General features: G+C 40.7%; 7 protein-coding genes. All 7 read left to right on the forward strand.

Features of this window, described 5'->3' with window-relative positions:
* Positions 1 to 131: 131 nt before the first annotated feature.
* Genes fabF through EDD58_RS14185 form a run of 7 tightly spaced genes read left to right on the forward strand, consistent with a single transcriptional unit; the run spans position 132 to position 17,049 of the window.
* Positions 132 to 1,373 carry a beta-ketoacyl-ACP synthase II gene (gene fabF / locus EDD58_RS14155; protein WP_131926688.1) on the forward strand — a complete coding sequence of 414 codons (1,242 nt, stop codon included), beginning with the start codon at positions 132 to 134 and terminating at the stop codon, positions 1,371 to 1,373.
* A 13-nt stretch (positions 1,374 to 1,386) separates the two neighbouring features.
* The gene (locus EDD58_RS14160) at positions 1,387 to 8,325 is read left to right on the forward strand and encodes a non-ribosomal peptide synthetase (RefSeq protein WP_131926690.1); all 6,939 of its coding nucleotides are present in this window, start codon (positions 1,387 to 1,389) and stop codon (positions 8,323 to 8,325) included.
* 25 nt (positions 8,326 to 8,350) lie between these two features.
* Complete coding sequence (locus EDD58_RS14165) at positions 8,351 to 12,313, forward strand: non-ribosomal peptide synthetase (RefSeq protein ID WP_131926692.1); 3,963 nt, start codon at positions 8,351 to 8,353, stop codon at positions 12,311 to 12,313.
* Positions 12,314 to 12,332: 19 nt separating this feature from the next.
* Entirely contained in the window at positions 12,333 to 13,811 is a 1,479-nt protein-coding gene (locus EDD58_RS14170; RefSeq protein ID WP_131926694.1) for an argininosuccinate lyase, read from the forward strand.
* A 16-nt stretch (positions 13,812 to 13,827) separates the two neighbouring features.
* A complete protein-coding gene (locus EDD58_RS14175) occupies positions 13,828 to 14,754 on the forward strand; it encodes a GHMP family kinase ATP-binding protein (protein ID WP_207903313.1) in 927 nt (308 codons plus the stop codon).
* Positions 14,748 to 15,767 carry a cysteine synthase family protein gene (locus tag EDD58_RS14180; protein WP_131926696.1) on the forward strand — a complete coding sequence of 340 codons (1,020 nt, stop codon included), beginning with the start codon at positions 14,748 to 14,750 and terminating at the stop codon, positions 15,765 to 15,767. Before EDD58_RS14175 ends, EDD58_RS14180 begins: the two co-directional genes overlap by 7 nt.
* Positions 15,768 to 15,807: 40 nt before the next feature.
* A complete protein-coding gene (locus EDD58_RS14185) occupies positions 15,808 to 17,049 on the forward strand; it encodes an ATP-grasp domain-containing protein (RefSeq protein ID WP_131926698.1) in 1,242 nt (413 codons plus the stop codon).
* Position 17,050: the final 1 nt, after the last annotated feature.

Below are 17,050 nucleotides of genomic sequence, written 5' to 3' on the forward strand. Positions count from 1 at the left end.
ATAAGGAAATTGGAATTTTAAAATATATAGATGGACATGTTGCGGTATTTACGGATGTTTCTTCATCATGCAACTATGTAAAATGAAAATAAATTGTCAATTCTTGCTTACTGTTAAAGGTGGGAGAAATTTTGAAAAAACGGGTGGTTATTACAGGATATGGGTGTATTACACCCATCGGATTAAATCCCCAGGATTTTTGGAGAGGTTTGATCGAAGGAAAAAGTGGGATCGGTCCTATTACGCTTTTTGATACCAAAGAATTTCCCACTACCATTGGAGCAGAGATTAAAGGTTTTGAGCCTGAAAAATATATTTCACGTAAAGAGGTTCGTCGTGTAGATCCATATACGCAATATGCGATCGCTTCTGCGAAGCAAGCTGTTGAGCATGCCCAACTTTCAATTACAGAGGAGATTGCAGAAAGAGTGGGTGTCATCGTTGGCTCGGGGAGTGGTGGTATGAATATGGTTAAGGAGGGGTATCAAACTCTTTCTGAAAAAGGACCTAAGCGAATTAGCTCCTATCTTTCATCAGGGATGCTGATCAATTCGGCCGCTGGGGAAATTTCCATTATTTTTGGCGCTAAAGGGCCATCTTCAGCGGTAGTAACTGCATGTGCAACTGCCAGTAGTTGTATTGGAGAAGGAATGCGGATGATTCAGTATGGGACAGCAGATGTGATGATTGTCGGAGGAGCTGAGGGAGATTGTACTCCTTTAGACTTAGGGTCTTTTTCTAAGATTAGAGCCTTATCTCGAAGAAATGATGAACCGACCAAAGCAAGCCGCCCTTTTGATAAGGATCGAGATGGTTTTGTATTAGGTGCAGGGGCAGGTGTTTTAGTTATCGAAGAGGCTGAATTTGCGATGAAGCGGGGAGCGACAATCCTAGCGGAGTTGGTAGGATATGGAGCCACCACAGATGCTTATCATATTACAGCGCCAGATCCAGAGGCTTCACAGCAAGCTCGCGCGATTCGAATGGCCATTGAGGAGTCTGGGATGACACCTGATGAGATTGATTACGTTAATGCACATGGAACTAGTACCCAACTCAATGATCAACTCGAAACGACGGCCATAAAAAAAGCGTTGGGTGAGCGAGCTTATGAAATTCCTGTAAGTTCTATTAAGTCTTCGATAGGTCATTTGTTGGGTGGAGCAGGAGCAGTAGAACTCATCGCTACGATTTGTGCGATCCAAGAGCAAAAAGTGCCACCTACATTAAATTTAGATGAGCCTGAAGAGGGATTAGATCTAAATTATGTGCCTTATCAACCTTTGGAGGTTCCTGTCCGTGCTGCAATTAGTAACTCATTTGGCTTTGGTGGGCACAATGTTTGCTTAGCTGTTCGAAAATGGGAAGAATGAAGGGGGGAAATCCGTGAACACATTTGTAAGTCTAAGTGAAGAAAAGCTCAGAGAAGAGCTTCTCAATCACCCTTTAGTCTCTGATTGTGTAGTAGTGACGAAAGAAAAGGGGAATCAGTCGATTCATGTTGCATACCTAGTTACAGAAGAAACTGATAATTCGATTGAGGAACTAACTTCACTTTTAAAAAGCAAGATGTCCGTTTCAGTTCAACATACACATTTTATTTTCTTAAAAGCTTTTCCCAAAACACCAGATGGGAAAATTAACTTTTTTATGCTTCCAGATCTTGAAGAGATGGAGCTTTCCCCTTATACACCCCCTCGAAATCAACTCGAGGAAGATGTAGCACAAATCTGGAAAGAGCTACTAGAAATAGAGCAGATCGGGATTCATGATTCGATTGTAGAGCTAGGCGCTAATTCGATTATGGCTATGCAGTTTGCATCCCGTGTGAAAGAGTCTTTTCAAGTAGAATTGCCGATCCGTATTATGTTTGAAGCTACAACGGTTGCTCAAATTGCAGAGCAGATTAAAGAAGCGATGCAATTTGAAACTATGCCGCTTTTAACGCCTTTATGTCGATCAGAACTTGAAGGTGCAAGACCCCTCTCGTTTGCTCAGAAACGATTATGGTTTGCGGACCAACTAGACCCAGGAAATCCGCTTTACAATATCACAGTGACGATGAATATAGAAGGAAATGTGAAACGGGAACTTTTAGAAAAAAGCTGGGAGCAAATCGTGGTTCGCCATGAAGCTTTACGTACTCGATTTGTGGTCAAAGATGTAGAGCCTGTTCAATCGGTTATGGACTTATGGGAGATTGATTTTAATTTTTATGATTTGAGACAGTTAACAACAAAGAGTAAAGAGATTGAACGAGAACAAATTATTCAAAATCAGACTCTACAACGTTTTAATCTAGAAAAGGGCCCACTTTTTGCGATTAGTATGATCCAATTGGATGAGGCTCAATATCAGCTTTGTATAACGACTCATCACATTATATCTGATGGATGGTCGATGGATGTAATCGCTCGGGAGTTGGTTCATGACTATCAATCTCTAGATTCAGGTCCAGGCTCAGAGTCACTAGAATTACCCATTCAATTTAGTGACTATGCGATATGGCAACATGAGAATTCCTATCAGGAGATGGTAGAGAAACAGATGGAGTATTGGATAGATAAATTACAAGACAAATTACCTGTACTCCAACTTCCCACAGATTACCCACGTCCTCCAATGTTGAAACACGATGGAGAGATTTATCGCTTTGAGATTCCTGAGACTCTAAAAATTAAGTTAGAAGAAATGAGTCGTAATCATGGGGTAACCTTGTTTATGACTTTATTGGCTGCTTATCAAACATTATTATCTCGATACTCAGGGGAAAAAGATCTATTGATTGGTACTCCTTTTGCAGGACGGAATCATTCTGCAGTGGAAGATCTGGTCGGTTTTTTTGTCAATACGCTTGCTTTACGAACAGACTTATCAGGAGAAATTAGTTTCTCTGACTTATTACAAAGAGTTCGTGAAGAAACAATTCAATCTTTCTCTTATCCAGATGTTCCATTCGATCAATTAGTTGAAGCGATTCAACCTGAACGAAACCCAAGCTATACTCCCATTTTCCAAGTGATGTTTGCCTATCAGCAAATGCCAACAGATCCATGGAAATTTTCTGATCTCACAATCCATCGTCCAGTAGAAGTACCCACTGGATTATCAGAGTATGATCTAACCCTTTATATCGATGAGGGAGAGCAATTGTATGGTCGATGGGAGTATCGGACAGACCTCTTCGAACGGGTCACGATTGAACGGATGACAGATCACTTGATCCAGTTGCTTCATGAAGTGTGTAAATCTCCTGAACAGCCTATTGAAAAGATTTCAATTATTACGGAAGCGGAAAAAAAGCTTGTTCTTTATGATTGGAATCAAACAGAAGTTCCATTTCCTCGTGAAAAAGGTTTACATCAGCTTTTTGAAGAGCAAGTACTTCTCACGCCTCATCATACAGCTGTGATCTATGGAGATCAAACGCTCAGCTATGATGAATTAAACCGTCGTGCGAATCAATTGGCTCACTTTTTAAGGGAGAAGGGGGTTCAGGAAGATCAAGCAGTAGGTGTTTGTATTGAGCGCTCTTTTGATTTGATCGTTGCTTTGATGGCGATTTTAAAAGCAGGGGGAGCGTATCTTCCATTAGATACGGAAAGTCCAGCGGCTCGTTTAGAGCAGATCTTACAAGATGCAGACTCTTCGTTCTGTCTGATACAAGATCAGTTTCAAAAGAAGTTTGCATCGATGAATGTAGAGAGTATTGCGCTTAAACAGAGCTGGGAGACCATTGAGACGTATTCAGAACAGAATATAGATCTAGATGTAAATCCTGAACAACTGGTATCCATCTATTACACTTCTGGTTCAACTGGAAAACCAAAAGGGGTAGCAAGTACTCATGAGGGTTGGGTCAATCGAATGGTTTGGATGCAAAGGAAACATCAGATGGTGGAGCGTGAAACAGCTTTACATAAAACAACGCTTACCTTTGATGATTCTGCGGTAGAAATTTTTTGGCCATTGATGGTAGGGGCACGAATCGCTTTAATTGAACCGGGTTTACATCGTGACCCACGAGCCATTATTGATGCTGGTATTCGGTATCAGGCCACATTAATTCAATTTGTACCCAGTATGCTAAGAATGGTTTTGGATAACATGACCCCTGAAGATAAAGAACAACTATCTTGTGTTCGAGTGGTCATATCAAGTGGAGAAGCACTTCCAGCAGGATTAGTAGAAAAGTTTTTAGAACGAATGCCCGGAACGTTGTTTAATACATGGGGAGCGACAGAGGTATCAATCGATTCCACGGTACATACTTGTTCAGAAGAGGATGTCCAACGAGGTGGGATTGTATCAGTGGGACGCCCCTTTGATAATAATATGGTTTACGTTTTGGATGATGATCTCCAGCCAGTGCCGATTGGTGTTCCTGGTGACTTATATTTAGCAGGGATCGGATTGGCTAGAGAGTATATCAATCAGCCTGATAAAACCAAAGAGGCATTTATAGAAAACCCTTTTGTACCTGGTACTCGCATGTATCGGACAGGAGATCGTGGTTATTTTCTCAAAGATGGCTCGATCATTTTCCTAGGCAGAAAAGATAATCAAGTAAAAATTCGGGGAATGCGCGTGGAGCTAGGAGAAATTGAGAGTACTTTGCGTCGTGATCCTGGTGTGAAGGAAGCAGTCGTTATCGTTCAAGAACATGGGAATGTAAAACGATTGGTTGCTTATATAGCTACTCATGTTGTAGGGGGAGTGGACATCCAGTCATTACGTTCTTTTATGTCTGAACAATTGCCCAACTACATGGTTCCTAGCTATTACATGCTCCTTGATGAACTACCTCTAAATGCGAATGGAAAAATAGATCGCCAAGCACTTCCTCAACCTGATTTGTCAGAAAATGTACTTGATCATACAGTCGAGCCTACGACTGAGGCAGAAAAATCACTAGCTACCATTTTTTCTGAGATTTTAGGAGTCCAACGTGTGGGAATTCATGACGACTTTTTTGTATTAGGAGGACACTCATTACTTGCAGTGCAGGTAGTTTCTCGTATCCAAAATACTTTCAATGTAAAAATACCATTACGGTCTATTTTCGAGTCGCCTACAGTTGCGCAATTGATTGAGGTGATTGAGAAAGAAAAAGCTACTTTATGTGATTTTAAACAGTTACAAAAAGTAGATCGTACACAAACGCTTCCTGTGTCATATTCACAAAAGCGTATGTGGTTTCTACATCAGTTGGAGCCATTAAGTACGGCGTATCATATGCCATTTTGTATTCACTTACAAGGGAAGTTGGATGTTGAAGCCCTTACTCAGGGCCTACAACAGATGATAGATCGTCATGAAATTTTGCGTACAGTGTTTCAAGAAAGTGAAGGAGAACCAGCCCAGTCAATCTTAGAGACTATTCATGTAGATTTACCAGTTATTCCATTTTTCCATATTCTGAAACACCAGCGAATGGAACAAGCGAAAGCTTGGTACTTGGAGCAAATGAAAGCGCCGTTTGATCTTAAAGAGGGACCTTTAGTTAAATTTACGCTTCTCCAAATTGATGAAGAAGAATTTGTCCTTGTTATGATTCTCCATCATATCTTAGCAGATGGCTGGTCGTTAGATATCATAAAACGAGAGTTGACGCAAGTGTATCAAGGGATTGTGGAAAAGCAAAATTTCTCCTTACCACCTCTTCAAATTCAATATGCAGACTTCGCTTATTCACAACGGAAGTGGATGGAAGGGGAAGAGTTCCAAAACCAATTAGCGTATTGGAAACAACAACTATCTGGTGAATTACCACGAATCTCATTACCGATGGATGAAGGGATTGGTACGGATCAACCTTCAAGACATACACTCCAACTTTCACCTGAATTAAGCACGCGCTTGCGAGAGTGGAGTCAAGCGGAAGGTGCAACCTTGTTTATGACTTTGTTGGCGGCATTTAAATCCTTCCTTTATCGGATTACTGGTGAGGAAGATATGATTGTTGGAACGCCAATCATTGATCGTAGTGATGAACAGTTGGAACCTTTGGTTGGAATGTTTTTAAATACTCTCGTTTTAAGAAACCAAGTTTCAGATGAAATCAGCTTTAAAGAGTTTGTAGGACAAGTTCGTGAGACCACCCTTCAAGCTTATACCAATCAAGATGTTCCATTTGAGATGCTAGTTGAAGAGATTCAGCCAACTCGGAGTTTAAATCGAAATCCATTGTTCGATATCTTTGTTAACTATGTCAATTTTGAAGATATTCAAAAGCCAAGTTGGTCTTTACCACAGTTGAAAGCTGAAACCTTGGATTGGCATGATCCAGAGTCTAAGTTTCTACTCACACTGTATATTGTAGATCTAGAAGATGGAATCGAATTAGATCTCGTTCATCCTACAGGTGCTTTTTCAAATGAACGAATGATCCATTGGTTAGACCAGTTTAAGTTTCTTCTGGAACAGCTGGTTCAAAGTCCAGATCAACCACTTAACTCCTATTCTTTGGCAGGAGAAAAATCGAAGCATTTACTGCCAGATCTAACTGAATCATTGGATCGACCTTCGTTGGAGCGAGTATGGGATTTAATCGTGTCCCAACAAAAACAGTTCGCATATCAAGTAGCACTCAGCCATCGAAACCAGACGTTAACGTATGAAGAACTGATTCAAAGAGTGGAAGAGATGGGAGAACACCTCCAGTTACAAGGAGTGAAACCAAGAGAGGTTGTGGCCATTCGAGGGCAAAGAAGTATTCCACTGATGGTATCCCTGTTAAGTGTCTGGAAAACTGAAGCAGTATTCCTATTGATCGATCCCGACTTACCCGCTTCAAGGCAAGAATTGTTGCTCGAAGAGTCTGCAGCTTCCTGGTTAATTGATCTCCATACAGAGCAGATCGACGTTGGTTTCGCAGAACAATTCTCTATCCAGCGCTTAACGTCCAAACAGATCCCCAGTGATTGGGAACACCTCGAGCTTGATCCGGCGTATATTTACTTTACATCTGGGACGACTGGGAAACCCAAAGGTGTACTGGGCAGTCATCAAGGATTAAGTCATTTCCTACAATGGCAACGATCTGAATTTGCAGTGGGACCTAGTGATCGAGTGGGGCAATTAACCAATCTTTCGTTCGATGTCTTTTTGCGTGATAGTCTGATCCCATTGATCAGTGGGGGAACTCTTTGTATTCCAGATCACCCTGAAGATATCAGTGGAGAGTATGTGATTCCGTGGTTGGAAAAAGAAAAAATTACTCTTGTGCATACCGTTCCTTCCATTGTACAAACTTGGTTGTCTCGATCTGAGTCATTTGAATCACTAGCTTCGTTACGACTTCTATTTTTTGCGGGTGAGCCTTTGACAGGTTCTCTAGTTCAAAGGTGGAGAAGGCAGTTCCCACAATCAGGGAAGATCGTTAATCTCTATGGACCGACAGAGACGACATTAGCAAAATGTTTCTATGTTGTACCTGATAGGGTTCCGCAGGGAATGTTACCTGTAGGTCAACCCATCCCACAAACACAAGTCTATGTGATGGATTCAGCAGAAAGAATGTGTGGAGTGGGAGAGACAGGTGAAATCGTGATCCGAACTCCGTTCCGTAGTCTGGGGTATTTGGAATCATATGCTTCCACATTTGCTCCTCATCCAGTTCTTGATGATGAAAATGATCGAGTTTACTATACCGGTGATCGAGGAAGACTTCGCCCCGATGGACTGCTTGAGGTGTTAGGGCGTTCAGATGAACAAGTGAAGATTCGAGGGGTTCGCGTCGATCTGAACGAAATTACAAATACCCTTGTACGACATGAAGAAGTGGAGTCATGTGTTGTTTTAGCTTGTCCGAAGGAGGAAGAGTCTTTCCTTGCTGCTTATCTGGTGCCAGTGACTCATCACTCTTTAAATACAAATCGGCTACGCACCTATCTATCGGAGTTTTTACCTCCTGTCATGATTCCAACAGCTTTCATGCTTTTGGAACAACTTCCATTGACACCTAATGGGAAAATAGATCGAAAATCTCTGCCAAAACCAGAAATGTTACAAGTTACAACGGAGATGGTAGCTCCAAGAAATCAAATAGAGGAAAGAATGATTCAGATCTGGTCTGAAGTGCTTACGATTGAATCACAGCAGATCGGTATTAACAGTAACTTTTTTGAATTGGGTGGACACTCGTTGTTAGCCATGCAGGTGCTTACTCGAATCGAAAAAGAGTTTAACAAGTCGATCCCATTAAAACAATTCTTTGAAAAACCAACCATTGCTGATTTGTCTGCAGCAGTTGAACAGGTCAGTAAATTATCAAGGAAAAAACCTGTATTGCGAAAGATTTCTAGAGAGCAACATATTGAGTAGCTCAGCAAGTAAAGGAAGTGAGGCTATGACTACACCAATGACTCCTCAGGGATTGAGCACATCAGATGTGTATCTACTTCCGAGTTCATATGCACAACAACGGATGTGGTTTTTTGATCAACTGATGCCAGATCAGCCGATTTACAATATTTCGTATCTGATCGAATTTGAAGGAGCCCTTGACCTAACGGTTCTAGAGAAAAGCATTTGTCATCTTATGATGAGACATGAAGTATTGAGAACGGAATTTATACGTGTAGGGGATGAACTCAAACAGAGGGTTCTCCCCCCTCCACACTCTTTTTCAACTCCAATCACCAATCTGATGGCTGAACAAGATCCTAGGCAAGCAGCTTTCTCTCAAATTCAACAGAAAGCCCAACAGCCGTTTGATCTATCGAAGGCGCCCCTGTTCCGCACTCATCTTTATCAAATTCATCATCATTCACACTATTTATTGGTTCAATTCCATCACATCATCTTTGATTTATGGTCGATGGGGGTTTTTGAACAAGAGCTCTTAACCTCTTACCGTAGTTTTTCAATCGGTCAGGAGCCCGATCTTCCTGAGTTATCCATTCAGTATGCAGACTTTGCTCATTGGCAACGGGAATGGTTACAAGGAGAGATCTTAGAAGAACAACTCTCTTTTTGGAAAGAGAAGCTAAAGGGAGAACTTCCTGTGATTCAACTGCCCACGGATCGTCCTCGGGCTGCAAGTCAGAGTTATCAAGGAAATAAATGGTCATTTGCTCTTCCTAAAGTTCTATCAAAACAAATCATTCGTTTGGCTCAAGAAGAAAAAGTAACACCTTTTATCCTTTTATTGACAGCTTTTAAGGTTTTGTTATCTCGCTATACAGATCAAAAAGATATCATCGTTGGTACACCTGTAGCCAATCGTGATGAAGAAGAATTAGAAAATCTCATTGGTTTTTTTGTCAATACGTTGGTTTTAAGAACGGATTGCTCTGGTGAACCCAGCTTTCGCGAACTGCTTAAGCGTGTCGGACAAGTAGTCTTAGACTCTTATGAGCATAAGGATCTACCATTTGAAAGATTAGTTGAAGAAATTCAACCGGAACGGGATATGAGCTATAATCCTTTGTTTCAAGTCGTTTTCTCATACGAAAATAAGATCCCTGTCGAACTGGAGTTACCTGAATTGACAGTTCGCTATCATGAAATTGATAATCACACATCTAAATTTGACCTAGGTCTGTTTTTATATACACAGGGAGAACACTTAAAGGGTCAGTTTGAATACAGTTCTGATTTGTTTGATCCAGAGACGATTGAGAGAATGACTGGTCAACTAGAGAGTTTATTGCAAGGCATTGTTGAGCACCCAGATCAATCGATCGCAAGGCTTCCCTTATTAAGTGAAGCGGAGCAAGATCATTTGTTGTTAAAGATGAATCAGACAGATATTGATTTTCCCAGAGAGAAGACAGTGCCCCAGTTATTTCAAGAACAGGTCCAACAAACCCCTCACGCTATCGCATTATATTATGAAGATCAGGCGTTTACATACGAGGAGCTATATTTCAGCTCTTTGCAACTAGCACGGAAGTTGAAGCGACGTGGTGTACAAAGGGGAACCAAGGTCGCTCTATGCGTGGATCGATCTATTGAAATGATTATCGGAATCTTAGGCATTATGCAAGCTGGAGGTACGTATATTCCACTTGATCCTGCCCATCCAAGTGAACGGATATCGTTCATTTTGGAAGATGCTAAGGTTGAATGGATTTTAACGAAAGCTTCGGTTCGTCACGATTTACCTTCAACAAAAGCTAATATTTTTTGCATGGATCAACAAAGCGAAGAAATAGTCACAGAGGAAGAGCTTCCAGTCTTCTTATCAACAGATCCTGCCTATGTGATTTACACATCGGGTTCGACTGGAAAACCCAAAGGAGTGGTAGTTTCTCATCGCGCATTGGTGAATCATATCACATGGATGAAAACGACTTTTCCACTCACAGAGACAGATCGGATTTTACAAAATGTAACCTATAGTTTTGACCCATCATTGACAGAGATTTTTAGTGCTCTTTTGTCAGGGGCTGGGTTGGTCGTGATGAAACCAGGTGGACATTTAGATCTAGATTATTTAGTTGATTGTTTAAAAAAATATCAGATTACTCGATTACAAGCGTTCCATTCCATTCTGGACATTTTGCTAAAGCGTAAAGATTTCCTTGAAGAAACTTATTTAACTCATGTATTCACAGGTGGAGAGTTATTGCCAGTTGAACTACGTGAACGATTTTTGGAGAAGATGTCAATTCCATTAATCAATTTATATGGACCGACAGAAGCTTGTATTGTTACGACATATTGGGATTGTCGAGAAAAGTTGATCTCTCCAACGATTCCAATTGGAAGACCTGTTAGTAACACGGAAATTTATGTACTGGATCAACATCAACAGCCGGTTCCTATGGGCGTTGCTGGTGAATTATATATTGCAGGAGATTGTCTTGCAGAGGGGTATCTAGATCGCCCCGAATTAACGAAAGAGAAATTTGTTCCCCATTTTTTAGACTCAGCGACTTCATTTAAAATGTACCGGACGGGTGATCTTGTACGATGGTTGCCTGATGGAAATCTACAATTTTTAGGAAGAATTGATAATCAAGTTAAAATTCGAGGGATGCGCATTGAATTAGGTGAGATCCAATCAGTCTTGGAGTCGTTTTCTGAAGTGAAGGAAGCTATTGTTCAGGTTCAGAAAACATCAGATGGAAGTAGTCAGTTAGTCTCCTATCTGGTTCCACAGATTCAAGGTGAATTAAACATCTCAGAGATACAAAAGCGGATCAAAGAAAGATTGCCTGAGTATATGGTGCCTAAATATTGTATACAAATCGATCGAATCCCGATTACCATCAATGGGAAAGTGGATGTTCAAGCTTTACCGACTTTGACTTTTCAAGAGAGTAATACCTATGTCGCACCTAGAACCCAATTGGAATTAAAGATTGCACAGGTGTGGGAGAAGGTGTTAAAGATCCAACGCATAGGTGTGACTGATAATTTCTTCTCTATTGGTGGGCACTCCTTAAAAGCAGTAGAGATGATTGGAGAATTGAAAAAAGAGTTAGGGATTCATGTGACATTACCAACTCTTTTTTATCATCAGACGATTGCAGAGTTAGCTCTTTTCTTGGAAAAGGATGAAGTTCATCCTCATCATGGTGTGATCCCTATACAGATTGGACAAGGGACCACAACGCCGTTGTTTCTTATTCACCCTGGGGGTGGAGGAGCGCTCTGTTATATTCATTTAGCCAAATCGTTGGGAAATGATTTTACAGTGTATGGGATTGAGGCGATGGGATTTGATCATGGAGAAGTTCCTTTATCAGATCTTCATGCAATGGCCCAACTCTATGTGAAATGGATCCAAGAAGTTCAACCTGAAGGTCCATATCGATTGGCAGGGTGGTCTTTGGGAGGAACAATTGCTTTTGAAATGGCTCGATTATTGGAAGAAGAAGGAGTCAAAGTTGATTTTGTCGGATTGCTAGATGCACATGGTTTTGATTCTATGGATCCACCAAAAGAGAGTAGAAAACCATCGTTGATTTCTTGGGCGAATCTTCTAGATATCGACGAAGAAGAGATTTTGAGCTTATCAGAAGTAGAACAGAAAGAGCTTATTCTCCAACGTGCTCAAGAAAGATCGATTCTTCCAAGTAGCGCAACAACAGAAACTGTCCAACGACATTTAGCTGTTATGGAATCCAATCGGGTAGCCGCAGATCAATATCATTGTTCTTCTCCGATTCGATCTGATTTATATCTATTTCGAGTCGATGAAATAGCTGAGAAAAATCCAGTTGATCTTGTAGATCGTGGGGTGTGGCAGCAACGAACGCAAGGGGAGTTACATGTTTATGAGATTACAGGAAATCATCATAACTTAGTCGATCCACCCCATGTCGAGGTTTTAGCACAACAATTGAAAAAAATTTTGTAAGAGTGAAAGGAATCAACAGATGACTCATTCATTTTCAGGAAGGATTCAGAAAAATCCCCATACGGTACTTAATGATGAGGTTTTATATCCACAACTTTCGTATGAAGCAGAATATTTACTCCATCACTATATCCAAATCGAACAAGCTCTTCTGATGGATTACCAATGCATGGGTTTAATGACTGAGGAGGAGATCCAGTCGGTTCTCTCCTCTTTCCATTCTTTAAATGAAGATGAAATTCGCAAGAATGCGAAAGAGACGATGACAGATATTGCCTTTTGTATTGAAAAGAAAGTTTTTGATCAACTGCAACAGCCTGTAGTCAACTGGCATGTTGACCGCAGTCGAAATGATTACCAAGCTTGTGCACAGAAAATGTTTGCTCGAGAGCAATTATTACAAGTAATTCAACAGTGTATCAGTTTAACTAAGTTAATTCAGCAACGGGCAAGACAACATGTGTATACTCAGATGCCTGGCTATACTCATTATCAGTCTGCCCAAGTGATTAGCTTAGGGTTTTACTTATCAGCTTTTACAGACCAATTGATTAAAGAAATTAATAATTTCATTGATATTTGGGATCAAAATAACCTTTGTCCTCTAGGTGCAGGTGCGATGGCTGGACAAGAACTTGAGTGGGATCGAAAGCGAATGGCAGAGATGTTAGGTTTTTATGATGCCGAGACCCATGCACTTGTTTCAATTGCATCGAGGGATTGGACTCTTCGGATGGCAGCTGCATTTTCAAATTGGGGGGTATCTTTGAGTCGCTTTGTTACAGATTTCATTCATTGGGGGAGTAGTTCTTATCGATGGCTCGATTTGCCCGATGAATTGTCAGGAATTTCTTCAGCTATGCCCCAAAAGAAGAATTTCCCAATTTTAGAGAGGGTTCGTGGAAGAACAGCACATTTGACTTCTTACTATATGGATATGCTCCTTGGACAACGAAATACTCCTTTTAGTAACTTGGTTGAAGTTTCAAAAGAAGCTGGATCCCATGTATTATCGATGTTTCAAACGATCCATTCGATTTTAGCTCTTTTTCATACTTTCATGGAACATGTCACTTTTGATGAAGAACGAATGAAAAAGCTTTGTTTTGAAGAGTATTTTGGTGGATTTAGTCTAGCCAACTATTTGACGATATCTGCTGGGGTTCCTTATCGAAAAGCCCAAGTGATCGCAGGTCAATATATTACAAAGGCGATTGAGCTTAATCAGAGTCCATTAAAATGTGATGTTTCATTGTTAGAGCAAGTATGCGTTACACATGAGATTCATGTCTCATTAGACTCAGAAGTGATCTCCCAAATCTTTGAAAGGGAAGCGAATCTACAAAGCAAAAAGTCAAGAGGTTCTACTCATCCCTCTGAGGTAATTTTGATGCTAGAGCAACAAGAACATACATTAAACCAATGTGAACAAAAATGGCTAGAAAGAAGAGAGCGCTTAGATCAGATTGATCCGACATTGAGACAAGCACTTAAATAGAAAGGAGATTTCACGGATGTCCGTTAGCCAACAACCAGTTTCTAAAATCTCCTCCTCATCCTACCGAATAGGAACAGGTCAATCATTTGGTACTTTTGGTGAACTTCTCCAAGGGGTCTTTGAAGATGAAACGAATTTTTTAGTTACTCTGCCAATTGCGCGATATTCTAAGGCTTCTTTTATCTCTCATGTAGAAATAGAGGAAATCGAAGTTTTTCCTTCATATAAAAAGAAATCACAACAATTAGCTAGTCAGATCCTCCATCATTTTGGGTTGCCGGCTGGTGGTTATTTAAAAATTGAGAGTGAGTTGCCTGAGGGGAAAGGACTAGCTAGTTCCTCTGCTGATTTAGTCGCTACTGCTCGATCAATTGAAGAATGCTTTCAGATTGAGATTCCTATGGAGTTATTAGAGACACTGATGTCGAAGATCGAACCTTCTGATGGAGTCATGTATCCAGGTATTGTTTCTTACTGTCATCGAAAGGTTGAGTTATATCGTTTTATGGGAAGCTTGCCTTCTATTACGATTATAGGAATAGATGAAGGTGGAGAGGTAGATACATTAGATTTTAACCGAATTCCTAAAGAGTTCACCTTAGAAGAAAAAAAGGAATATTTTCAACTCCATCAGCAGATTACACTGGCTATTCAAGAACAGGATCTGGAGACGGTTGGAAAAGTTGCTACACGTAGTGCTGTGTTGAACCAACGCTTTCAACCCAAAGCAAACTTGGATCTGATAATGGAACTGTCTGATTCCATAGGTGGATTAGGAGTAGCTGTGGCTCATAGTGGAACTTACTTAGGCTTACTTTTATCATCTATAGATCCTCAGTATGAAGAAAAGTATCGTAAAGCATACGAATATTTATCGAAATTAGATAAGGAAATGTTGATTTGTCATTCCCTAAACTTTGAAGAGGGGTTAGAGTCATGTTAAAACATCATATGATAGATTGTATTGGACGAACTCCTTTAGTGAAATTAAAATTGGATTCAACTGCTCAAGCAAGTGTTTTTGCCAAAATGGAGCTGATGAATCCATTTGCGATGAAAGATCGAGTTGCAAAAAGAGCGATTCTTCGTGCAAAAGAAACAGGTGTTTTAAAAGATGGCATGCCCATTGTTGAAAGTTCATCGGGAACCTTGGCTTTGGGTGTAGCCATGGTTGGAACATATCTAGGGCATGAAGTACATATTGTGACAGATCCCCGAATTGATTTGTTAACATTGGCGAAATTAAAAACATTAGGTTGCCAAGTTCATATTGTAGAAAAAATGACGGCACAGGGTTGGCAAAGTGCACGGCTTGAATACTTAGCTCAATTTATGGAGAAAAATCCGGATGCTTTTTGGTTAAGACAGTATGAAAACCCAGATAACCCAGACGCTTATGAAGAATTGGCTCAAGAACTTTTAGAAGAATTACCTCAAGTAGATGTATTAATAGGAGCTGTTGGAAGTGGTGGTTCTTTGTGTGGGACTGCAAGAGCTCTAAAAAAGAGTCAGTCACATCTTCGAGTGATTGCAGTTGATGCAGTGGGAAGTGTTATTTTTAAACAACCAGATAACCCCAAACGACTGCAAGGCGGATTAGGGAACAGTTTGATTGCACCGAATGTAGACTTTTCTGTCATTGATGAAGTTCATTGGTTAAATGATTCAGAAGCTTTTGGATGGACATTAGAATTGGCTAAAAGAGAAAAAGTATTTGCTGGAAATAGTTCAGGATCCGTTTATGCTGTTGCTCAATGGCTAGCACATCAGCTTCCTGAAGATATCCATGTGGTATCGATATTCCCAGATAGTGGGGATCGATACGTTCAAACGATCTTTAATGAAGATTATCGTACCAAAAAGGGGATTGTTCCGCTAAACCCTCATCAGGAGCCCCAACGAGTCGAGTATGAAACGGAAGTCTCTCAGTGGTCCTATGCTCAGTTAGTAAAATAATGAACAGGAATATGGTTGAAAGAGGAAAGTAGGAGGAAACATGGAGCAATATTTATTATTTATAGAATCGAATACAACCGGTACAGGAATGATTGCTATTGTGAGGGCAAAGGAGTTAGGCTTCTCTCCAATATTTATTACAAACAATCCCCAGCGCTATAAAGGTTTGACTGAAACGGAGTGTAAAGTGATTCAATGCGATACTCATTCATTGTCTGAAATTCAGCAGGCGATTACTGAGAAAATCGAAACGAATCACATTGCTGGCATCACAACAACCAGTGATTTCTATTTGGAAACAGTTGCCCAACTTCAAAAAATATATCAACTCCCTGGTAACTCTCCAGAGGCGATTCGTGCTTGTCGTCATAAAGGTCTGATGCGTCAAGCATTAGAACGATCGCCACTGATACAACCTCGTTTTATGATGGTTCGTTCCGTCGAAGAATGGGAAAATGCGGCTCGCTACATGACATTTCCTTGTATTGTAAAGCCTGTCGACGATAGTGGTTCTAACGAGGTGAAATTGTGCCATCATATGAAAGAAGTTTCTGAACAGGTGAGCAGAATTGTGGCGATTCAGGCTAATGTTCGAGGACAAGCAACTGCTCAAACTGCGTTGATCGAAGAGTACTTAGAAGGTCCAGAATATAGTGTTGAGATGTTTTCTGATCAACAGGGTACACACTGTATTGGAATTACACAAAAAGAAGTGATGGGTAAGCCGTATTTTGTAGAGTGCGGACATCTATTTCCAGCTTTATTATCCAAGGTTCAGGAACAACAAATCATTGAAGCTGTCCAAACGGCATTAGAAATAGTGGGATACCAATTTGGCCCCAGTCATACAGAGGTGCGATGGACAGCCCAAGGTCCTGCGATTATAGAGATTAATGCTCGTTTAGCGGGAGGGATGATCCCAGAGTTAATTCGACTCGCAACAGGAATGGATTTATTGGAACAACAGATTTTAACCGCTACTGGAAAAAATGTGGAGCTCTCACATGAAAATAAGCGAGTAGCAGGGATTACTTTTATCATGGCTGATCAATTAGGAGTGTTGACAGATTATCAGGGAACGGAGTTAGCTGAACAAGTAGCAGGGATTCAGCTTGTGAAGCTAACTGCTACCAAAGGCTCTCAGGTTTTACCACCGCAAAATGCATACCATCGGCTAGGTTATCTGATTGCTGCGGGTGATTCGCATCAACAAGTTCAACAATCTTTAGCCCAGGCGACAACGAAGATTCAACTACACATTGAGCATCATAAGGAGGGTTAAC

Source organism: Hazenella coriacea (assembly GCF_004341825.1).
Classification (GTDB): Bacteria; Bacillota; Bacilli; order Thermoactinomycetales; family Thermoactinomycetaceae; genus Hazenella; species Hazenella coriacea.

What these genes read in the sequence shown, in the direction of transcription:
- EDD58_RS14165 (WP_131926692.1), top strand. Translation starts at nt 8,351, where the DNA reads ATGACTACACCAATGACTCCTCAGGGATTGAGCACATCAGATGTGTAT.
- EDD58_RS14175 (WP_207903313.1), top strand. Translation starts at nt 13,828, where the DNA reads ATGTCCGTTAGCCAACAACCAGTTTCTAAAATCTCCTCCTCATCCTAC.
- EDD58_RS14170 (WP_131926694.1), top strand. Translation starts at nt 12,333, where the DNA reads ATGACTCATTCATTTTCAGGAAGGATTCAGAAAAATCCCCATACGGTA.
- EDD58_RS14185 (WP_131926698.1), top strand. Translation starts at nt 15,808, where the DNA reads ATGGAGCAATATTTATTATTTATAGAATCGAATACAACCGGTACAGGA.
- EDD58_RS14180 (WP_131926696.1), top strand. Translation starts at nt 14,748, where the DNA reads ATGTTAAAACATCATATGATAGATTGTATTGGACGAACTCCTTTAGTG.